Raw genomic sequence first — 19,563 nt, forward strand, 5'->3', positions numbered from 1 at the left:
CCGGAGTACGGGTCCCGGCGGATGGCGGGGACACTGTCCGGCCTGCGGCTGCGCGAGGTGCTGCGCGACCTCCAGGACCGGATCGAGCTGCTGATCGGGACCCGCGACAAGATGGACGGGTTGCTCGACGCGGTGCTGGCCGTGGCGTCCGGGCTGGAGCTGGACACCACGCTCCGGCGGATCGTGCAGGCCGCGATCGAACTCGGCGAGGCGAAGTACGGCGCCCTCGGAGTCCTCGCCGCCGACGGTTCCATGTCGGAGTTCATCTACGTCGGCATCGATGACGAGACTCGCCGGCTCATCGGTGACTTGCCGACCGGCCACGGGGTGCTGGGCGTGGTGATCGACGAGGCGAAGCCGCTGCGCATGGAGGAGATCTCCTCCCATCCGGCGTCAGTGGGCTTCCCGGCGCACCACCCGCCGATGCACTCGTTCCTCGGGGTCCCGGTCCGCGTCCGCGACGAGGTCTTCGGGCGGCTCTACCTGACCGAGAAGAAGAACGGTGAACCGTTCACCGACGACGACGAGGTCGTCGTGCAGGCCTTGGCCGCGGCGGCCGGTATCGCGATCGAGAACGCGCACCTCTACGAGCAGGCGCGGGTGCGCCAGCAGTGGCTGGCCGCCACGAGCGAGGTGACCACCGAGCTGCTGGGTGGCACCGACCCGGCCGAGGCGTTGAACCTGATCGCCAGCCGGGCGCTGGAGCTGACCGGCTCGGACGTCACCATGCTGGCACTGCCGAACTCCGGGCGCCTGGACGTCGACGAGGACTGGGGCGACGACGTCGACGACCTCACCGTCACCGTCAGCGCAGGCACCCGGGCCGTGGAGCTGTCGGGTATGCACATCGGCATCGAGGAGAGCGTGCCCGGTGCGGTGTACCGGGACCGGACACCCCGCAATGTCGGGGAACTCCGGCTCCCTGATCACCGCTTCGGCCCCGCGCTGGTCGTCCCGCTGCGGGCGGGGGACCGGACGGCCGGCGTCCTCATCGCGGCCCGGGAGACCGGGGCCGGGGCGTTCGAGTCGGCGCAGTTGTCGGTGGTGGCGTCCTTCGCCGACCAGGCGGCGCTGGCCTTGCAGCTGGCGGCGCAGCAGCGGGCCGCGCGTGAGCTGGACGTGCTGGGCGACCGCGACCGGATCGCCCGTGACCTGCACGACCACGTGATCCAGCGGTTGTTCGCCGTCGGGCTGTCGATGCAGAGCACCCAGCGGCGGACCAAGTCGCCGGAGCTGCAGAAGCGGCTCGGGGACAGCATCGAGCAGATGCACGAGATCGTCCAGGAGATCCGCACGGCGATCTTCGACCTGCACGGTGGCGCAGCGGGGGAGACGGGTGTGCGGCTGCGGCACCGGTTGCACGACGCGATCGCCGAGCTGACCGACGACGCGCCGGTGCACCCGACGGTCAGCATGTCCGGCTCGATCGACACGGTGCCCACTCAGCTGGCCGAGCACGTCGAGGCGGTGGTCCGCGAAGCGGTGAGCAACGCGGTACGGCACGCGGAGGCCTCGACCTTGTCGGTGTCGGTCGCGGTCAAGGACGACGTGCTGCGCGTTCTCGTGGTCGACGACGGCAAGGGGCTGCCCGAGGACGTCTCGCCGAGCGGGCTGGGCAACCTGGGTGACCGCGCCGAAGCAGTCGGTGGCGCGTTCACCCTCGGCCGCGGCCCCGATGGAGGCGTGAAGGTCGAGTGGTCGGCGCCGGTCAGCTGACCGTGGCCTTCGCGGCCGGTGCGCTCCATCCCCCTCGGCCCGCCCGCCGCCTGTCGCGAAGTCCCGGCCGGTTGAGCCGTCACGTGTGCTGTGTGCGCTCGGCCTCGACGTCCAGCTCCGCGGTCGCGGCCTCCACCAGCTCCTCCGTCAGGTCCGACAGAGCGCGGCCCAGGGCCGGATAGCTCGCGACTTGCTCGGGTCCCGTCCGGAGCGCCACGCCCACTCCGGAGAACTCCTGCCCGTCCGGGGTGCGCAGCACGATCTGGGCCCGGGTCCGGTTCGTCCCGTACTCGATCGCGGCGTCGAGACTCCACTTCCTTGCCGGCAGGTCCATCTCCCTCTCCGTTCTCCCGTGCCGCGACGGTGACAGCGGAGCCGGACGGAGTACAGGGCCGTTGGTCCCCGGGTGGACTTCGGTGACCAAGGTCCTCGCGGTTCGGGTAGTCCGGCCGCGTCGCGGGTGCCGGTCCCTGAGGTCTCCTTGTGGTGCGGCGCCCGTCGCCGCGAGGCCGTTCGCCGAGCACAACCCCGTGCGGATCGAGGAGTCCACCGAGGACGGCAAGTACCTCGTCCGCGCGGAGCTGCCCGGCTTCGACCCGGAGAGGCGAAGGAGAGCGCCGAAGGCCGTAGCGAGTTCTTTTACGGCACGTTCAGCCGGTTTCGGAGCACCCGCGCGACAAGCGCGTCAAGATCCAGGTCACCAAGTACCAGGTGACCGCCCCTGCGGTGGGCGCGGCGCGTTGCCGGCCGCGCCCACCCTCATGCGGACGGAGAAGCGATGAGCGTGGAGGCAGGCTCCCGGGCCCTGCTCGCGGGCGGTGACGTGGTGCTGGTGCGCCCGTTGGGCCCGGCCGACACCGCCGAGGTGCTCGCCCTGCACACCCGGCTCACCGAACGGGACACCTATTTCCGGTTCTTCGGCGCCCGTCCATCCACTTTGGACAAATTGGCCGCGGAGATCGCCGCCGACCCCGGGCCAGGACACTACGCGGTGGGTTGCTGCCGGCACGGTGAACTCGTCGGGGTAGCGAACTACGAAGTACTGGAGGATTCCACCGATGCCGAGGTCGCCCTCGTCGTGGACGCGGCCCTGCGCACGCAGGGCGTCGCGACGCTGCTGATGGAGCACCTCGTCTCGCACGCCCGGAAGTCGGGTCTGAAGCGGTTCCTCGCCGAGGTGATCGCCGAGAACGCCAAGGTGATCCGCGTCTTCGCCGACCTCGGACTGCGGTTCGAAGCCGGTATCGGCGGCCCCGAACGGGACGTCGTGATGATCCTCGGCGAAGACGCCGCCTACCTGGACGCCGTGCTGGAGCGCGACTTGGTCGCCGACGCGGCCAGCCTGACCCACCTGTTCAAGCCGTCCTCGATCGCCGTCATCGGCGCGGGACGGCGCCCGGGTTCGGTCGGGCACGCCGTTTTGGCCAACCTCGTCGCGTCCGGCTACCCGGGACCTGTCGAAGTGGTGAACCCGCACGCCGGGGAAATCCTCGGCGTGCCGAGCGTTCCGTCGGTGGCGGCGCTGAGCCGCCCGCCCGAACTGGCCGTGGTGTGCCTGCCCGCCCCGGCCGCCGCGGAGGCGGTCGAAGAGTGCGGGAAACGCGGCGTACGCGCGGTCGTGATCATCTCCTCGGGCCTGACCGGCACCGGGAACGGCGAGCGGGTCCACGCCGCGGCTCGCGAGTACGGCATGCGGCTGGTCGGCCCGAACTGCCTCGGCGTCCTCTCCACGGACCCGGCCTGTCCCTACGATCTGACCTTCCTGGGCCGCCGCGTGCAGCCCGGCAACATCGGCGTCATCACCCAGTCCGGCGGCGTCGGCATCGCGCTCGCGGAATCCCTCGGCGACCTCGGCCTCGGCATGTCCACGTTGGTCTCCACCGGGGACAAGTACGACGTCAGCGGCAACGACCTGCTGATGTGGTGGACCGCCGACCGCCGCACCGAACTGGCTGTCCTGTACCTCGAATCCTTCGGCAACCCCCGTAAGTTCAGCCGGCTGGCCCGCCGCCTCGCCCGGACACGACCGGTCCTGGCCGTCCGGTCCGGCAGCGGGGGCACCGCCCAGCGCGCGGCTGCCTCGCACACCGCCGCGGCGGCGACTCCCGCGGTCACCCGGGACGCGCTCTTCGAACAGGCCGGGGTCATCACCGTCGACACCGTCGCCGAGCTGGTCGATGTCATCGCCGGGTTGTCGTGGCAGCTCCTGCCGGGCGGCCCCAGGGTGGCTGTGCTCAGCAACGCCGGTGGGGCCGGGGTGCTGGCCGCCGACGCCTGCGAGCGCGAGGGCCTGATCATGGCGGACCTGTCCGGCGAAACCCGGGACCGGCTCGCGAAGCTGCTGCCTGCCGAAGCGGCCGTGCGGAACCCGGTCGACACGACCGCGGCGATCCCGCCGGAGTTGTTCGCCGATGCGCTGCGTACCGTGCTGGCCGATGACGGTGTCGACGCGGTCATCGCCGCGACCGTGCCCACCGCGGTCGGTGATCCCGGCACGTCGCTGGCGGCGGTACTCCCGCCGGAGTACAAGACCGTCTTCGCGGTCCGGCCGGGCCAGCGAGCCCGGGTCGCGCCGCTGGTGCCCGGCACCGGCGTCACCGCCTGCTACGACGACCCGGCCGCGGCCGCCGCGGTGCTGGCCCGGCTCGTCCGCTACGAACAGTGGCTGAACCGGCCAGAAGCCGAGAATTCCCTGACTCCGCTGGAAACCCCTGAGGCGCTGCGGGCGTTCGCCGCCGGGCGCGAAGGCTGGCTGCCGTCCGCCGAGGCCGTCGAGCTGCTGCGGCTGGCCGACATCCCGATGGTGGAGACGCACTACGTCGAGGCCGGTGACTCGATGGACGCCGCGGCCGCCGATCTCGATTCGCCGGTCGTGCTGAAGGCCGACGCCGACGGCCTGCTGCACAAGACCGCCGGCGGCGGCGTCCTGCTGAACGTGCACGGCCCCGACCGGATCGTGGAGGCCTTCCGCACTCTGCGGTCGCGCTTCGGGTCGGCCCTGCGCGGGGTGACGGTGCAGCCGATGGCCGAGCCCGGCCGCGAACTGCTGGTCGGGGTGCGGTCGGACCCGGTCTTCGGGCCCCTGATCGTGTTCGGCCTCGGCGGCGTCGACACCGACCTGATCGCCGACCACGCGGCCCGGCTCGCGCCACTGACCGGCGCGGACGCGGACCTGCTGCTCGACGGCCTGCGCGCGTCGAAGGCGCTCTGGGCCGGGCAGCTGGACCGGGCGGCCGTGCGCGAGATCCTGCTGAAGGTCAGCCGGCTCGCCGAACTGGTGCCCGAGCTGGCCGAGCTGGACCTCAACCCGATGCGTGTGCGCTCGGACGGCTGCGTCGCGCTCGACGTCCGTGCCCGTCTGGAGCCCTTGGCAGCCGACGACCCGTTCTTGCGCCGCCTGCGCGACTGAATCGGAGGAGAGCCGTGCGTGTCCTGACCCTGAACCCGGGCTCGTCGAGCATGAAGGTGTCGCTGGTCGCCGACGGCACCGCCGTCGGCTGGACGGCGTGGGGCCTGGCCGACCCCGATGCGGTCGCCCAGGCGATCCGCCGCTGGTCCGATGTGGACGCCGTCGCCGTCCGGTTCGTGCACGGCGGGTCGCAGAAGGCACCCGCGAGGGTGGACGACGCCCTGCTGGGGAATCTCGAGCGGCTCACGTCGCTGGCGCCGAATCACCAGCCGCTGTCGCTGGAGGTCGCCCGGGAAGTGCGTCGGCTGCTGCCGGAGGTCCCGGTGGTGGCCTGCTTCGACACGGCGTTCCACTCGGAGATGCCCGAAGCCGCGGCCCGGTACCCGCTACCGCGGTCGTGGACGGCGCAGAACCGCCTGCGCCGCTACGGTTTCCACGGTCTGTCGTGTCAGTACGCCCTGCGCCGCACCGGCGAGCTGCTGGGCCGTTCTCCGGAAGACCTGCAGATCGTCTGCGCCCATGTCGGCGCCGGGGTGTCGGTGACCGCGATCCGGGACGGCCACGGCGTCGACACGAGCATGGGCTTCACGCCGCTCGAAGGCGCCATGATGGCCACGCGGTCCGGCTCGATCGACCCGGGCCTGCTGCTGCACGTGATGCAGACGGTGCCGATGAGCCCGGCCGAGATGGCCGACGCGCTGTTCCACCGCTCCGGGCTGGCCGGGATGACCGGCACCAACGGCGACCTGCGCCGGGTGCTGGCCGCGGCGAACCGCGGTGAGCGGGACGCCGAGGTGGCCATCGAGGTCTATCGGCACCGGCTCCGCCGCGAAATCGGCGCGGCCGCGATGAGCCTGTCGCGGCTGGACGCGGTGGTGTTCACCGGCGGCGTCGCCGAGCACCAGCCGGAGCTGATCACCTCGGTCATCGACGGTCTGGGCGTGCTCGGCCTGCGAGTGGGCGAGGTGCCGCACACCGACGTCGACCGGGTCGTCACCGCGGCCGGTTCGCCGGTGCCCGCGTTGGTCGTCCTGCCCCGGGAAGACCTGGAGCTGGCCCGCGGCGCCGAAGAGGCGCTCGCCCGAGTGTCCGTGAGGTGAAGCCATGCACGTCCTGCTGACCGAGTCTTCTTTCGGGGACGCCGACTTCCTGGTGCAGCCCCTGCGTGACGCCGGGTGCCTGGTCAGCCGCTGCCATCGCCACGCGGGGCTCTGCCGGGCGCTCGCGGTGGGCGGCCGCTGCCCGCTCGACGAGCCCTTCGCCCAACCGGACCTGCTCGTCGACGTCCGCGGCCAGGGCCCGGAGCTGACCGCCCGCGAGTACGGCGTCGTCTGCGCGATCCGCGACCACGTGCCGGTCGCCCTGGTCTCACCGGATCCGGACGTGCGGGCGGAGGTCCCGGACGGACTCGAAAACCGCGTCACCGTGATCGATGTCGATGGGCTCCTGGCCACCTGCCGGGCGGCCTCGAGACACCTCGGCGAATGACCGCGCCGGGGTTCCGCTGGGACCGTTCGTCCCGGGCCGTGCTCGGCGACGCACTGCTGTGGCTCGGTCCGAACCGGTGTGTGGCGGAGGTCCGGCCGGACGAGGTCGTGCTGACCGAGCCACCGACCCGGCGCGACCGGGCGGGAACCGCCGCCCTGATCGAGTGCGGCGCGGTCCTGTCCACGGTCTGGACGGTCGTCCGGATACTGGGCAGCGAACCCGAGATCGCCTTTCCGGACGATCCGGATCGCCCCGACGTCGCGGCCGTCGTCCGGGCCGGGAGGACGCGGCCACCGACCAGTAGTGAGTGGGCGCGGTATGCGGCGCTGCGCAAGCTCGGTACCGACGGGCAGTTGCGGCCGGTCAGCCTGGCCGTCCTGGGCGCGCTGGCCGCGGACGACTTCTGGCCGGACACGGCCGTCCGGACCGTCCGCCCGGAGTGGGTGCCGATCCTCTCGCACCTCGGCACCGACGTCACCGGGCATTCGTCGGTTCTGATCACCACCCCCGGTGACGGCCGGAGGCACCACGTTCTGGCCGGCGCCGCGCTGCACTCGACCCGGCTCGCTGCGGCCGTCCGCGGCTTCTCCTCGCGGGCCCTGCCGATCCGGCTGCCCGGGCAGCGTGACGTCGAGGATTCGCTGCTGCCCGGCGCCCCGCAAGCCGTTCTCCTGGTCGGCCTCGCCACCCCGAAGCGAAGGAACTCCTGACGATGACCACGCACCTGAGGGCGAAACCCGTCGCGGACACCGCTCCCGAGGTCGACGCGCGCGAGCCCGTTTCCCGCCTGCTGCGGGACCTGCGCACCGACGTCACCGGCTTGACCGCCCGCGAAGCCGCGCGCCGTCTCCAAGTGAGCGGCCCGAACGCGCTGCCGTCCCGCGGCGGGGCGAAGTGGCCGCCGGCGCTGCTGCGGCAGCTGATCCACCCGCTCGCCCTGCTGCTGTGGGTCGCGGCGGGCCTCGCGTGGTTCGCCGGGACGACGAACCTCGCGATCGCGATCGTCGGGGTCATCGTGCTCAACGGCCTGCTGGCGTTCGTCCAGGAGCAGCAGGCGGAGAAGGCCGTGGAAGCGCTCGGCCGGTACCTGCCCGACCGCGCGGCAGTGCTGCGCGACGGCAGCGTCCGGCACGTGCCGGCGACCGAGATCGTGCCCGGGGACGTGCTGGTGCTCGCCGAGGGCGACCGCGTCCCGGCGGACGCCCGGCTGGTGGACGGCACCCTCGACGTCGACGCGTCGATGCTGACGGGGGAGTCGGCACCGGTGACGCGGATGGCCGACGTCCACGACGACGCGACGCGGCCGCTGGAGTCGCCGGTGCTCGTCTTCAGCGGCACGGTGTGCGTCGCCGGATCCGCCCACGCGGTCGTCCACGCCACCGGGCGGCACACCGAGATCGGCCGGATCGCCTCGCTCTCGGCCCGGGTGGGACGCGAGGAAAGCCCCCTCGAACGGCAGGTGCGCCGGGTCGCGTGGCTGATCGCCGGGGTCGCCGTCGTGGTCGGCATCGGGTTCCTGCCACTGGGCTGGCTGGCCGGGCTGTCGTGGTCGGCGGCGTTCGTGTTCGCGATCGGCCTGCTCGTCGCCAACGTCCCCGAAGGCCTCCTGCCGACGATCACCCTGGCGCTGGCCGCCGGGGTGCGGTCGATGGCCAAGGAGGGCGCGCTGGTCAAACGGCTTTCCGCGGTGGAGACGCTGGGGTCCACGACGGTCATCTGCACCGACAAGACCGGAACCCTGACCCGCAACGCGATGCACGTCGAAGAGGTCCGGGACGGGCTGGGCGAGCCGCTGGACGACTCCGGCGTGCTGGCTTCGTCGCTCGCGCGTTGCAGCACCGCCGACCTCGCCTCGGAGAGCGGTGATCCGACGGAACTGGCCCTGCTGGGCTACGCCGCCGACCACGGGACCGCGTTCGACCCGGCGGTCCGGAAGGCGCTGTACTCGTTCGACCCCCGGCTCAAACGAATGTCCACTGTGGACCTGGCGGGTGGTTCGCTGGTCGTGGCCACCAAGGGTGCGCCCGAACAGGTGGTGCCGCGGTGCACCTCGGCGCTCGACGCGACCGGCGCGGAGGTGCCTCTGACGGGCGCACTGCGCGAGCGGACCATCGAGCGTGTCGACGAGATGGCAGGCCGGGCCCTGCGCGTGCTGGCCGTGGCCCGGCGCGAGGTGCCGTCGGTCCCGGGGAGCCGAGACGAAGCGGAATCGGACCTGTGCCTGCTCGGGCTCGTCGGCCTGGTCGACCCGCCGCGTGCGGAGGTGGCCGCCGCGGTCGCGGACTGCCACTCGGCGGGGATCACGGTCCACGTCGTGACGGGGGACAACGGCTTGACGGCCGCGGAGATCGCCCGCCGCGTCGGGATCGGCGCGGACCGCGTGATCAGCGGTGGCGAGCTCTCCCGGATGCCGGAGCCGGCGCTCGACGAAGCGCTCACCGCGGGTGGCGAGATCGTGTTCTCCCGGGCCGCGCCGGAGGACAAGCTGCGCATCGCCGACGCGCTGCGCGACTGCGGCGAGGTCGTGGCGATGACGGGCGACGGTGTCAACGACGCGCCGGCGTTGCGCCGCGCGGACATCGGCGTGGCGATGGGTGTCGGCGGCACGGACGTGGCCAAGGAAGCAGCGACGGTCGTGCTGACGGACGACAACTTCGCCACGATCGTCGCGGGCGTCCGGGAGGGACGGCGGGTCTTCGACAACGTCCGGAAGTTCGTGCTCTACATCTTCGCGCACGCGGTGCCGGAAGTGCTGCCGTTCCTGCTGTTCGCGGTGTCGGGCGGGATGATCCCGCTGCCGCTGACAGTGCTGCAGATCCTCGCCATCGACCTGGGCACGGAGACCCTGCCGGCGCTGGCGTTGGGCCGCGAGCCCGCGGAGCCGGGCCTGATGTCCCGCCGGCCACGACGCCGGTCCGAAGGCGTGGTCACGGGCCGGATGTTGTTGCGGGCGTGGGGAATCATGGGCCTGCTGTCCGGCGTCCTGGTGCTGGGAGCCTTCTTCGCGGTGCTGTCCGCGGCGGGCTGGCACCCGGGCGCGGACGTCTCGGCCGGAGCCCCGCTGCACCAGGCGTACCTCCAGGCGACGACGGCCAGCTTCGCGGCGATCGTGTTCTGCCAGATCGGCACGGCATTCGCGTCCCGCACGGAGCGCGTCTCGCTGCGGGCCGTGGGATTGACGACGAACCGGCTCCTGCTGGGCGGAATCGTGTTCGAGCTCGTCTTCGCGGCCGCGTTGATCTACCTGCCGCCGCTGCAATCGGTCTTCGGGACGGCGGCGTTGCCGGCGTGGGTGATCGCGCTGATGCTGCCGATGCCGGTCCTGGTCTGGGGGGCGGACGAGCTGTTCCGCTGGGCCACCCGCCGACACTGAAACGCCGGAAGCCTCCGGAAGTCACCAGTCTCGTGGTGGCCTCCGGAGGCTTTCCTCACCAGGTGACGGAAAACGCGGTTCAGGCAGGCGCGAGCCGATGGGCCGCCTCCGGGGTGATGACCACGACCGGGCAGCGGGAGAACCGGACGCACTCGCGCCCGACGCTGCCCAGCACCAGGTCGGTCAGCGCGCCGCCGCGGTGGGTGCCCAGCACCAGCAGGTCCGCGTCGGCCGATGCGGTCACCAGCTCGGTCGCCGGGTCGCCGTGGACCGTGCGGGTTTCGACCGACGCCGCCGTGTCGACGCCCAAGCGGGCGATGTGGTCGTCCAGCGAGTAGCCCGCCTCCGGCACGCGGCCGTGTGGCTGGATCGCGAAGGACGTGCCCGGCAGCAGCGAGTCCCGGGGCCGGACCAGGATCGCGCGGACGACGTCCCCGGCGTGCGCGCCCACGTCGAGCGCCCACCTCAACGCCGCGTCGCCGCGGGGAGTGCCGTCCGTCCCGGCGACGATTACGCGGCCCGTGTGCGGTTTCGGCGAAGTCATGGCAGGCCTCACTTTCTCTTCGGTGTCACCGCGATCGTGCGCCACCCCCGCGAACGCCGGTAGGGGCCGAATTCCGCCGGAGCCGGGGACTTTGTGCTCCGGTGGCCGCGCACCGCGAAGTCCCACCATGACGGGAGCGGAGCGCCCGACTCCGCGTCCGGGAGTGACCGCGATGACCGCCGCAGCACCGGCAGCCCTGAACCACGAGCAAATCGGCGTGCTCGCCCGCGCGGTGAGCCGCGCGCCCTCGGTGCACAACAGCCAGCCGTGGCAGCTGCGGGTGCGCGGGACCGAGGTGGACCTGCTCCAGCGGCGGGCCGTCGAGTTGCGCCGGCACGACCCGTTCGGCCGTGACCGGCTGATGTCCTGCGGTGCCGCGCTCACCAACCTAGAACTCGCGATCCGCGCCCTCGGCCGGGACTGCCACGCCGAGTTCCAGGACGGCGACGACGTCGTCGCCACGGTGACGATCGGCCGTCCGAAAGCCGCCTCCACCCGGGACTACACGCTGTTCCAAGCCATCGGGCGCCGTCGCAGTCACCGGCGCGCGTTCTACCACGGCCGGGTACCACCGGGCGTCCGCGCCGCGCTGGTCGCGGCCGGGGAGACGACCGGAGTGCACGTGGCGGCTCCCGCACACTTGGACAAACTGGCCGAGCTGCTGGGCTTCGCCACGCGCGTGCTCCGCGACGACCGTGGCTACCAGCGCGAGCTGGCGATGTGGACGGCGCACACGACCGTGACCGGGGACGGCGTCCCCGAGGAAGCCCTCAGTTCCGAAGCCCTGCCGGTGGCGGGACTGGTGCGAACCGCTACCCCGGTGCCCGACGACGTCGTGTTGGCTGACCGGCTGGCCGCGGAGAACCTGCTGGTCGTCTGCACCGACGGCGATACGAGGGCCGAGCACCTGGCCGCCGGTGCGGCCCTGCAGCGCGTCTGGCTGACCGCGACGGTGAAGGCGCTCGTCGGTTCGGTCATCACCCAGCCCCTGCACCTGACGGGATTCCGGGCCCGGCTGGTGTCGGAAGTGGTCCTGCCGGGGGTGCCGCAGGCGATCTTCCGGTTCGGCTATCCCGCGGTCCCGGCCGCTCCCTCTCCGCGGCTCCCGCTCGGTGAACTGTTCCCCGACGAATCCTCAGGAGGACTCCGATGACGTACGTACGCGACCTGGCCGAAATCCGGCTCGTCGACGACGAAACCGTGGGCGGGAAGGGCGCCAACCTCGGCGAGCTGATTAGCGCCGGCTTCCCCGTTCCCGGCGGATTCGTGATCTCCCGTGACGGCTACTGGGCCGCGCTGGAGCACGCGGGGGTCCGTACGGAGCTGGCCGACCTGCACGCCAAGGCGCTGGCCAACGTGGACGACACCGCGGTACTGGCCGACGCGTGCGACGAGATGCGCGATCTCGTCCGGCGCGCCGGGCTGACCGGCGAGCTGCACACGGAGATCGCCGAGGCGTACCGCGGGCTGGGTGGGTCGACGCCGGTGGCGATCCGGTCGTCGGCCACCGGGGAGGACGGCGCGGAAGCGTCCTTCGCCGGGATGAACGCCACCTACACCAACATCTGGGGTGACCACGCGGTCGCCGAGCACGTCGTCGACTGCTGGACGTCGCTCTTCAGCCCGCGTGTCGTGAGCTACCGGGCAAGCCGCGGGTTCACCGGCGAGCCCGCGATCGCCGTCGTCGTCCAGCGCATGATCCAGTCGGAACGGGCCGGCGTGATCTTCACCGCCGATCCGCGTACCGGCGACCGCGATCGCATCGTCGTCGAAGCCGTCTTCGGTCAGGGGGAGGCGATCGTCAGCGGGGCCGTCGAGCCCGACACCTACGTCATCGGCAAGAAGGACCTGCTCATCCACTCGGTCCGGATCGGCAGGCAGACCCACAAGATCGTGGCCGACGCCGGTGGCGGCGACGTCACCATCGAGCTCCCCGAGCCCGCCGGCGGCCGCCGGGTGTTGAGCGACACCACGGTGCTCGAGCTGGCCCGGATGGCCTCCCGGGTCGAGGAGCACTACGGCGTGCCGCAGGACATCGAGTTCGCGATCGCCGACCACGAGATCTCCCTGGTGCAGTCCCGGCCGATCACGACGCTGCCGCCGGTCACGCCGGTGACGACCGAGGCGCTGGTGACGGGGCTCGCGGCGTCGCCGGGGGAAGGCAGTGGTTCCGTCCGCGTCCTGCGTGACCCAGCTGAGGCGAAGCACCTGCGGGACGGCGAGGTCCTGGTCGCGCCGATGACCAACCCGGACTGGGTGCCGGCGATGCGCCGGGCGTCCGCGGTCGTCACCGACGGTGGCGGGATGACCTGTCACGCGGCCGTGGTCGCCCGCGAGCTGGGCGTGCCGGCCGTGGTCGGCACCGGCGACGCCACCCGCGTCTTGGCCGACCGCAGCCTGGTCACCGTCGACGGCACCAAGGGCGAGGTCCGGCCGGGTGCGGTCAAGAAGGCGCCGGCGCGCACCGAAGCGGTCGCCGCGCCCGTGGCGCCGGAAGCCATCGGCACCAAGCTGTACGTCAACCTCGCCATGCCCGAGCACGCCGAAGAGGTCGCCGCGCAGGCGGTGGACGGCGTCGGCTTGCTCCGTGCGGAGTTCCTGCTCACCGAGGCCCTCGACGGCCGCCACCCGCGCGACCTGCTCGCCAAGGGGGAAGAACGGTCCTTCGTGGACAAGATGACCGAGTCGCTGCTGAAGATCACGCGTCCGTTCGGTACTCGTCCGGTCGTCTACCGCGCCACCGACCTGCGGACGAACGAGTTCCGCGGCCTGGCCGGCGGCGAGGAGTTCGAGCCGGTCGAGAGCAACCCGATGATCGGCTACCGCGGCTGCTACCGGTACGTGCGCGAGCGCGACCTGTTCGCCCTCGAACTGGAGACGCTGGCGCGAGTGCGGGAGCAGACGCCGAACCTGCACCTGATGATCCCGTTCGTGCGCACGAAGTGGGAGCTGGAGGAGTGCCTGGAGCTGGTCGACGCGAGCCCGCTCGGCCGGCAGCGCGGCCTGCACCGCTGGGTGATGGCCGAGGTGCCCTCGGTCGTGCACTGGCTGCCCGAATACGCGGGCATGGGCATCGACGGCGTGTCCATCGGCAGCAACGACCTCACCCAGCTGGTGCTGGGCGTCGACCGCGACTCGGCCGTGTGCGCGGAGCTGTTCGACGAGGCCGACCCGGCAGTGCTCGACGCGATCGAGAAGATCGTCCGCATCGCCCGGGACCGCGGCATCACTTCTTCGCTGTGCGGCCAGGCGCCCTCGACCAAGCCCGGCTTCGCCGAGCACCTGGTGCGCTTCGGCATCACGTCGATCTCGGTCAACCCCGACGTCCTGGCCCCGGCCCGCGCGGCCATCGCCTCGGCCGAGCGCCGGATCCTCCTGGAGAGCACGCGATGAGTGCCGCGATCGAGATCCGGGACCTCCGGAAGTCCTTCGGGCACACCGAGGCGCTCGACGGGCTCGACCTGACCGTCCGCACCGGTGAGGTGCACGGCTTCCTCGGGCCGAACGGCGCCGGGAAGACGACCACGCTGCGGCTGCTGCTGGGCCTGCTGCACGCCGACTCCGGCGAGCTGCGGCTGCTCGGTGGCGATCCGTGGCGCGACGCGGTGTCGCTGCACCGGCGGCTCGCCTACGTCCCCGGCGAGGTCTCGTTGTGGCCGAACCTGACCGGTGGTGAGGTCATCGACCTGCTCGGCCGGCTCCGCGGTGGCCTGGACCCGAAGCGCCGCAAGCGGTACCTCGACCTGTTCGAGCTGGACCCGCGCACCAAGGGACGGGCGTACTCGAAGGGCAACCGGCAGAAGGTCGCCGTGGTCGCCGCGCTGGCCTCGGACGTCGAACTGCTGCTGCTCGACGAGCCCACCAGCGGGCTCGACCCGTTGATGGAGCAGATCTTCCGCGAGTGCGTCCGCGAGGAACGCGAGCGAGGCCGCACGATCCTGCTGTCCAGCCACATCCTGTCCGAGGCGGAAGCGCTCTGCGACCGGGTCAGCATCATCCGGGCCGGCCGCCTGGTCGATTCGGGCAGCCTCGACGAGCTCCGCCACCTCACCCGCACCTCGATCACCGCGCGGTTGACCGGCTCCCCAGCCGAGCTGGTCCGGCTGCTCGGAGCGCACGGGGTCACCGTGGCCGGTGACGAGATCCGGCTGAGCGCCGACGCCGCCGCACTCCCCGCTGTGCTCGGGGCGCTGAGCAAAGCAGGCGCGCACAGCCTCATCAGCCGACCCCCGACGCTCGAAGAGCTGTTCCTCCGGCACTACCGGAGCGAACCGGAGGTGGTGCCGGTATGAGCGCCACGCTCACCGGCACCGGCGCGCTGGTCCGCCTGGCTTTGCGCCGGGACCGGGTCCGGCTGCCGGTGTGGACCTCGGTGTTCACCGCCGTGGCGGCGTCGTCGGCCGCGGCGACGGCGGCGATCTACCCGGCCGCCGGGGATCAGCGGGGCGCGGCCGACAGCATCAACTCGATCCCGGCCCTGGTGGCGCTCTACGGCCCGGTGTACGAACCGACCCTCGGCGCGACGTCCGTCTTCAAGCTGACCGCGTTCGGCGCGGCCCTGATCGCGCTGCTGATGATCTTCACCGCCGTCCGGCACACCCGGGCCGAGGAGGAAGCCGGACGGCGGGAACTGCTCGGGTCCGCCGTGGTCGGCCGCTTCGCCGGGTTGGCGGCGGCAGTGGTCGTGACGACCGTGTCGAGCCTGGTCATCGGTCTCTTCAGCGCGGCCGGGCTCGCGGCGGCGGGGTTGCCGGTGGCCGGATCGCTGGCCTTCGGCCTCGGCTGGGCGGGCTCCGGGCTCGTCTTCGGCGGGCTCGCCGCGGTGACCGCCCAGCTGACCAAGAGCGCCCGAGCGGCGTCGGGGCTCGCCGTCGTCGGGCTGCTCGCCGCGTACTTCCTGCGTGCCGTGGGCGACTCCACCGGTCCGCGCTGGTTGTCGTGGGGTTCGCCGATCGGGTGGACCCAGCAGGTCCGGCCCTTCGCCGGTGACGTCTGGTGGGTCTTGGCCCTCCCGTTGCTCGTCGCGGCCGCGCTGGTCGTGGTGGCCGTCGCGGCGGCCAGGGCCCGCGACCTCGACGCCGGGCTGCTGCCGGACCGGGCGGGCCCGGCCCACGCCGGTCGCACCCTGACCGGTGCGTGGGGGCTGGTGTGGCGCCTCAACCGGGCGAACCTCGGTGCCTGGCTGGCCGGGTACGTCCTGCTGGGACTGGTCCTAGGCGGCCTCGCGGGCAACGTCGGGAAGATGCTCGACAGCGCGGGCGCCCGGGCGCTGATCGCCGCTCTCGGCGGTGAACAGGCGATGGAGGACGCTTTTCTCGCGGCCGAGTTCTCGATGGCGGCCGTCATCACCTCGGCGTACGCGATCACCGTCCTGGTCCGCTTCCGGAGCGAGGAGCGGGCGCTGCGCGTCGGACCGCTGCTGGCCACCGCGCTCGACCGCCGCCGCCTGATGGCGGGATATCTGCTGCTCGCCGTGGGCGCACCCGTCGCGCTGTTGACGTCCTTGGGCCTCACCGCCGGGCTGGCGTACGGAGTCCGCCTCGGCACGCCCGGCACCGAGGTCGCCCGGTTGGCCGGCGCGGGACTGGCCCAGCTGCCCGCCGTCTGGGTGCTCGCCGGGATCGCGGCGGCACTGTTCGGCTTCCTGGCGCGGGCGGTCGCGTTCGCCTGGGTCGCGCTGACGACGTTCCTGCTGCTCGGCGAGTTCGGCACGTTGCTGAAGCTGGACCGGTGGGTGCTGGACCTCTCGCCGTTCACCCACTCGCCGAAGCTGCCGGGTGCGGCCGTGCAAGCCGCCCCGCTGCTCTGGCTCACCGCACTGGGCGCGGTGCTGGTCGCGGCGGGCGTGGCGAGGTTCCGGCAGCGCGACGTCTCCGGCTGAGGGGAAGGGAAGGACGATGTCCGAGGTACGCCTGACCTTCCTCGGCGGCCCCACCGGCGCCCGCCACCTCCTGGAGCTGTCCGGCACGCGCATCCTGGCCGGCTGCGGCTTGTTCGCCGGGCCGGACGCCTTGTGGCGGCGCAACTTCTCGCCCGTCCCGGACGAACTGCACGCACTCGACGCGGTCCTCCTGCCGAGCGCCGACCTCGGCCACGCGGGCTTCCTGCCGCAGCTGGTCGCCGAAGGCTGGCACGGCCCGGTGTTCGCGACGCCGGGAACCGCCGCGTTGCTCCCGATCGCGCTGTCCGACGCCGCCACGCAGTTCACCGAAGACGCGCTCGCCGCCGAAGCGGGCGGCTGGGCCGGACCCGGCCCGGCCGTCCCGCCGTTCCGCGCGGAAGACGTCTCCCAGGCGGTCGCTCTGGTGCGGCCGGTCGAGTACGGCACGCTGCAGGAGCTCGGCGGCGTGGAGTTCGAGTTCGGCCGCGCCGGCGGCCGGCTCGGGGCGGCCTGGGTGCGGATCCGGGCCGGCGGCCGTTCGGTCGTGTTCGCCGGCCCGCTCGGCGCGGCGGAGCACGCATGGCTGTGCCCGCCGGATCCGCGGCCGCGGTCGGACGCCCTGGTGCTGGCCGCCCCGTCTCCTGCCTGCGACGGCCACCTGGCCGGCCGTTTCGCCGCGGCGGTGCACCGGGCGGTGAACCGGGGCGGCAGTGTCCTCGTCCCGGCGCCCGCGGTCGGTGGCGAAGGGCTGCTGATGATGGTGGACGAGCTGATGGCCGCGGGGAAGATCCCGAAGCTGCCCGTGGTGCTGGACAGCCCCGCCGGGCTGGTCGAGCAGGTGTCCGATCGGCCGTCGATCGTCGTGGCCGGCTTGGCGACGGCGGACTCCGGCCGCGTGTTGCGGCACCTGGCCGAGATGCTGCCGGACCCGCGCAACGGGGTGGTCCTGCTGGGGCCGTCGGCTCCGGGAACCCGCGCCGCACAGCTCGCGAGCGGAACCCGCCAGCTCAAGATCAGGGGCCGGTACGTGCCGGTCCGGGCGGAGGTGACGGCGCTGGGCAGCACCGGCGAATTCGCGGGACCGGCGGAGGTACTCGCTTGGGCGACGGCGACACCGCCACCCGAAACGGCTTTCGTCGTCGAAGGGGAGGCGGCCGCTTCAGAAGCGTTCGCGAAGACCTTGCACGCCGAAGCCGGCTGGTGCGCGGTGGTCCCGGAGGACGGGGAGCGCGTGCTGTGCTGACCCGCTAACGGTCGAGGGTGAGCTGCTGCCGGTGGAAGGCGAAGTGGAGGCTCGGATAGCGGTAGACGTCGGCCATCGTCATGGTGGGCCGGAAGAAGGGGTCCCACCGGGTCGGGTAGTGCATTCCGCGGGCGAGGTCGGCTTCGGTGGCCCGGTCCAGGCTGCGGTGCAGCGACGCGATGATGTGGTCGAGCCACGCGGCCGCGCGCTCGGGACCGAGCAGTCCGCCACCGCAGGACCCGAGGTAGTTGATGACGTGGAAGGGGGGAGTGGCCGCGTCCAGCGCGGCGGCGAACCGGCGGCTGACGGAGTGGGGCAGCCGACCGAAGAGGCGGACCAGCACCAGCAGGGCACGCACGATCTGGTAGCCGAACACGAGGTGGAACAGCAGCTGCCCGTTGGTCCACCGGGTGCCGGCCGACCGCCGGCGCAGATCGGCGGCCGTCGCGGCGGCCACCAGTTCGTGGAGGGTGGCGCGGTCGCGTTCCCACTGCTCGTGCACTGCCCGCCGGTCCATGGGTCGGCCCTCCGATCGCGCCGGCCGAGCATCCCACCAGCCGGCTGAAGCCGGTCTCAGCGAAGGCGCCGAGAGGTCTTTGGTCCCTCCGGGGCGTGACGCCCGACCGTCGCGGCCGGGCGGGGCCGAAGGTGAAGCTGGGTGTGTTCGTCCCCCAGTGACCCGGAGCCCGTGATGAGCCGACCACTGCCCAGCGTGTTCGACCAGGCCCTCGCCTCGGCCGTGCGTGCGCCGTCGCCGCACAACACCCAGCCCTGGCGGTTCGTCGTCGAGCACGAGGTGATCGAGGTCTGGCTGGACCGCGACCGTGTCCTGGACATCGCCGACCCGCACGGGCGCGAAGCCCGGCTCGCCTGCGGTGCGGCTGCGTTCAACCTCGTCATCTGCCTGCGGGCCAACGGGCTCGCCGCGATCGTGCGGATGCTGCCGGACCCGGACGAGCCCGACCTGGTCGCGGTCATCCGGCTCGACGGCAACCAGAAGGCCACCGCGGCGGAGCGCAAGCTCGCCGAAGCCGTGTTCCGCCGGCACACCAACCGCCGTCCGATGCTGGACAAGGAGGTGCCGTCCGCGGCGCGGACCGCGCTGAAGTCCGCGGCGCTGCAGGAAGGCGGGCAGGTCGAGTACCTCAACGTGTCCGGCCGGTACAGCACGGTGGCGTCGCTGGTCCGGCAGGCCGAGACGCTGCAGTCCGGCGATCCGGCCTTCCGGGCGGAAGCGGCGTTCTGGACCCACCGGGAGCCCGACAGCCCCGACGGTGTGCCGCGGGTCGCCTCCGGCCCGCCCCCGTACGGGCCGGGCGTCGTGACGTTGCGCGCGTCGCACGAAAACGAGAACCTGCCGCCGCGCGAGTACGAGCAGGAGCCCCTGCTCGGCGTGGTCCTGACCCGGGATCGGGGCCCGCACGCGGAGGTGCGGGCCGGAATGGCGATGCAGCGGGTGCTGCTGACCGCGACCGCCGAAGGCCTGGCGACGTCCTTCCTGTCCCAGCCGTTCGAAACCCCGCGGACGCGGGAATCGCTCGACCGGATCTTCGCCGGCCTGGGTCAGCCGCACACGCTGCTGCGCATCGGCTACGGCTCGCCGACCCGGCTCACGGCCCGTCGGCCGGTCGAGGAAGTGCTGACCCACCGCACCGGACGGGACGTGCCGGCGGGCTGAGCGTCAGCTCCGCCGGCCGGACCGGGGCCCGCAGGATGTCCGCTTCGGACAGCAGACCGAGCAGCTGTCCGTCGCCGTCGACCACCGGCATCGTCGTGAAACCGTGGCCCGTCATCATCTCATCATCTCGGCTGCTTCTTCGAGCGTCGCGGAGGGTGTCAACGCGAACGTGGGGGTGGTCATGATCTCGCGGGCGCGCATGGTCGGTGTCCCCTTCCGCCGGGCTTCCGA

General features: G+C 72.6%; 16 protein-coding genes. 12 read left to right on the forward strand and 4 right to left on the reverse strand.

Annotation, left to right across the window (positions count from 1 at the left end; translation table 11 throughout):
* The first annotated feature begins 21 nt into the window (after positions 1-21).
* Complete coding sequence (locus AB0F15_RS11850; RefSeq protein WP_360269130.1) at positions 22-1,716, forward strand: GAF domain-containing protein; 1,695 nt, start codon at positions 22-24, stop codon at positions 1,714-1,716.
* A gap of 79 nt (positions 1,717-1,795) precedes the next feature.
* Here the strand turns inward: AB0F15_RS11850 and AB0F15_RS11855 are convergent, their stop codons facing one another.
* Positions 1,796-2,050, reverse strand: coding sequence for a dsRBD fold-containing protein (locus AB0F15_RS11855; RefSeq protein WP_360269038.1), 255 nt, complete (start codon positions 2,048-2,050; stop codon positions 1,796-1,798).
* A gap of 444 nt (positions 2,051-2,494) precedes the next feature.
* Between AB0F15_RS11855 and AB0F15_RS11860 the strand changes: the two genes are divergently transcribed.
* Genes AB0F15_RS11860 through AB0F15_RS11880 form a run of 5 tightly spaced genes read left to right on the forward strand, consistent with a single transcriptional unit; the run spans position 2,495 to position 9,986 of the window.
* On the forward strand, positions 2,495-5,125 hold the full coding sequence (locus tag AB0F15_RS11860; RefSeq protein WP_360269041.1) for a GNAT family N-acetyltransferase: 2,631 nt from the start codon (positions 2,495-2,497) through the stop codon (positions 5,123-5,125).
* Between the two features lie 14 nt (positions 5,126-5,139).
* Positions 5,140-6,225, forward strand: a complete 1,086-nt coding sequence (locus AB0F15_RS11865) for an acetate kinase (RefSeq protein ID WP_360269043.1) — start codon at positions 5,140-5,142, stop codon at positions 6,223-6,225.
* 4 nt (positions 6,226-6,229) lie between these two features.
* Complete coding sequence (locus tag AB0F15_RS11870; RefSeq protein ID WP_360269046.1) at positions 6,230-6,613, forward strand: hypothetical protein; 384 nt, start codon at positions 6,230-6,232, stop codon at positions 6,611-6,613.
* Entirely contained in the window at positions 6,610-7,323 is a 714-nt protein-coding gene (locus AB0F15_RS11875) for a hypothetical protein (protein ID WP_360269049.1), read from the forward strand. Before AB0F15_RS11870 ends, AB0F15_RS11875 begins: the two co-directional genes overlap by 4 nt.
* A 2-nt stretch (positions 7,324-7,325) precedes the next feature.
* Positions 7,326-9,986: a cation-transporting P-type ATPase gene (locus tag AB0F15_RS11880; protein ID WP_360269052.1), complete on the forward strand. Its 2,661-nt coding sequence runs from the start codon at positions 7,326-7,328 to the stop codon at positions 9,984-9,986.
* 79 nt (positions 9,987-10,065) lie between these two features.
* On the opposite strand, the gene AB0F15_RS11885 is transcribed toward AB0F15_RS11880, so the two are convergent.
* Positions 10,066-10,530, reverse strand: coding sequence for a universal stress protein (locus AB0F15_RS11885; RefSeq protein ID WP_360269054.1), 465 nt, complete (start codon positions 10,528-10,530; stop codon positions 10,066-10,068).
* Positions 10,531-10,702: 172 nt separating this feature from the next.
* On the opposite strand from AB0F15_RS11885, the gene AB0F15_RS11890 reads away from it, so the two are divergent.
* Genes AB0F15_RS11890 through AB0F15_RS11910 form a run of 5 tightly spaced genes read left to right on the forward strand, consistent with a single transcriptional unit; the run spans position 10,703 to position 17,654 of the window.
* The gene (locus AB0F15_RS11890) at positions 10,703-11,683 is read left to right on the forward strand and encodes a nitroreductase (RefSeq protein WP_360269056.1); all 981 of its coding nucleotides are present in this window, start codon (positions 10,703-10,705) and stop codon (positions 11,681-11,683) included.
* The gene (gene ppsA, locus AB0F15_RS11895; protein WP_360269058.1) at positions 11,680-13,923 is read left to right on the forward strand and encodes a phosphoenolpyruvate synthase; all 2,244 of its coding nucleotides are present in this window, start codon (positions 11,680-11,682) and stop codon (positions 13,921-13,923) included. The genes AB0F15_RS11890 and ppsA overlap by 4 nt, the downstream gene beginning before the upstream one ends.
* Positions 13,920-14,822, forward strand: a complete 903-nt coding sequence (locus tag AB0F15_RS11900; RefSeq protein ID WP_360269061.1) for an ABC transporter ATP-binding protein — start codon at positions 13,920-13,922, stop codon at positions 14,820-14,822. The genes ppsA and AB0F15_RS11900 overlap by 4 nt, the downstream gene beginning before the upstream one ends.
* Positions 14,819-16,411, forward strand: a complete 1,593-nt coding sequence (locus tag AB0F15_RS11905; RefSeq protein ID WP_360269064.1) for an ABC transporter permease — start codon at positions 14,819-14,821, stop codon at positions 16,409-16,411. Before AB0F15_RS11900 ends, AB0F15_RS11905 begins: the two co-directional genes overlap by 4 nt.
* A gap of 16 nt (positions 16,412-16,427) precedes the next feature.
* The gene (locus AB0F15_RS11910) at positions 16,428-17,654 is read left to right on the forward strand and encodes an MBL fold metallo-hydrolase (protein WP_360269067.1); all 1,227 of its coding nucleotides are present in this window, start codon (positions 16,428-16,430) and stop codon (positions 17,652-17,654) included.
* 4 nt (positions 17,655-17,658) lie between these two features.
* Here the strand turns inward: AB0F15_RS11910 and AB0F15_RS11915 are convergent, their stop codons facing one another.
* Positions 17,659-18,171 (reverse strand): DinB family protein, encoded by a 513-nt coding sequence (locus AB0F15_RS11915; RefSeq protein WP_360269070.1) that lies wholly within the window; start codon positions 18,169-18,171, stop codon positions 17,659-17,661.
* 174 nt (positions 18,172-18,345) lie between these two features.
* Between AB0F15_RS11915 and AB0F15_RS11920 the strand changes: the two genes are divergently transcribed.
* Positions 18,346-19,332, forward strand: a complete 987-nt coding sequence (locus tag AB0F15_RS11920; RefSeq protein WP_360269073.1) for a hypothetical protein — start codon at positions 18,346-18,348, stop codon at positions 19,330-19,332.
* Here AB0F15_RS11920 and AB0F15_RS11925 read toward each other — a convergent pair.
* Positions 19,265-19,450 (reverse strand): CBS domain-containing protein, encoded by a 186-nt coding sequence (locus tag AB0F15_RS11925; protein ID WP_360269075.1) that lies wholly within the window; start codon positions 19,448-19,450, stop codon positions 19,265-19,267. The two genes, AB0F15_RS11920 and AB0F15_RS11925, sit on opposite strands and share 68 nt — an antisense overlap.
* Between the last annotated feature and the right edge of the window lie 113 nt (positions 19,451-19,563).

Origin of the sequence: Amycolatopsis sp. NPDC026612, from assembly GCF_040638285.1 — a bacterium.
Taxonomy (GTDB): domain Bacteria; phylum Actinomycetota; class Actinomycetes; order Mycobacteriales; family Pseudonocardiaceae; genus Amycolatopsis.

Excerpts from the sequence above, each read along its gene's own strand:
- AB0F15_RS11850 (WP_360269130.1), top strand. The coding sequence starts at position 22 with ATGGCGGGGACACTGTCCGGCCTGCGGCTGCGCGAGGTGCTGCGCGAC.
- AB0F15_RS11855 (WP_360269038.1), bottom strand. The coding sequence starts at position 2,050 with ATGGACCTGCCGGCAAGGAAGTGGAGTCTCGACGCCGCGATCGAGTAC.
- AB0F15_RS11860 (WP_360269041.1), top strand. The coding sequence starts at position 2,495 with ATGAGCGTGGAGGCAGGCTCCCGGGCCCTGCTCGCGGGCGGTGACGTG.
- AB0F15_RS11870 (WP_360269046.1), top strand. The coding sequence starts at position 6,230 with ATGCACGTCCTGCTGACCGAGTCTTCTTTCGGGGACGCCGACTTCCTG.
- AB0F15_RS11875 (WP_360269049.1), top strand. The coding sequence starts at position 6,610 with ATGACCGCGCCGGGGTTCCGCTGGGACCGTTCGTCCCGGGCCGTGCTC.
- AB0F15_RS11880 (WP_360269052.1), top strand. The coding sequence starts at position 7,326 with ATGACCACGCACCTGAGGGCGAAACCCGTCGCGGACACCGCTCCCGAG.
- AB0F15_RS11885 (WP_360269054.1), bottom strand. The coding sequence starts at position 10,530 with ATGACTTCGCCGAAACCGCACACGGGCCGCGTAATCGTCGCCGGGACG.
- AB0F15_RS11890 (WP_360269056.1), top strand. The coding sequence starts at position 10,703 with ATGACCGCCGCAGCACCGGCAGCCCTGAACCACGAGCAAATCGGCGTG.
- ppsA (WP_360269058.1), top strand. The coding sequence starts at position 11,680 with ATGACGTACGTACGCGACCTGGCCGAAATCCGGCTCGTCGACGACGAA.
- AB0F15_RS11900 (WP_360269061.1), top strand. The coding sequence starts at position 13,920 with ATGAGTGCCGCGATCGAGATCCGGGACCTCCGGAAGTCCTTCGGGCAC.
- AB0F15_RS11905 (WP_360269064.1), top strand. The coding sequence starts at position 14,819 with ATGAGCGCCACGCTCACCGGCACCGGCGCGCTGGTCCGCCTGGCTTTG.
- AB0F15_RS11910 (WP_360269067.1), top strand. The coding sequence starts at position 16,428 with ATGTCCGAGGTACGCCTGACCTTCCTCGGCGGCCCCACCGGCGCCCGC.
- AB0F15_RS11915 (WP_360269070.1), bottom strand. The coding sequence starts at position 18,171 with ATGGACCGGCGGGCAGTGCACGAGCAGTGGGAACGCGACCGCGCCACC.
- AB0F15_RS11920 (WP_360269073.1), top strand. The coding sequence starts at position 18,346 with ATGAGCCGACCACTGCCCAGCGTGTTCGACCAGGCCCTCGCCTCGGCC.
- AB0F15_RS11925 (WP_360269075.1), bottom strand. The coding sequence starts at position 19,450 with ATGATGACGGGCCACGGTTTCACGACGATGCCGGTGGTCGACGGCGAC.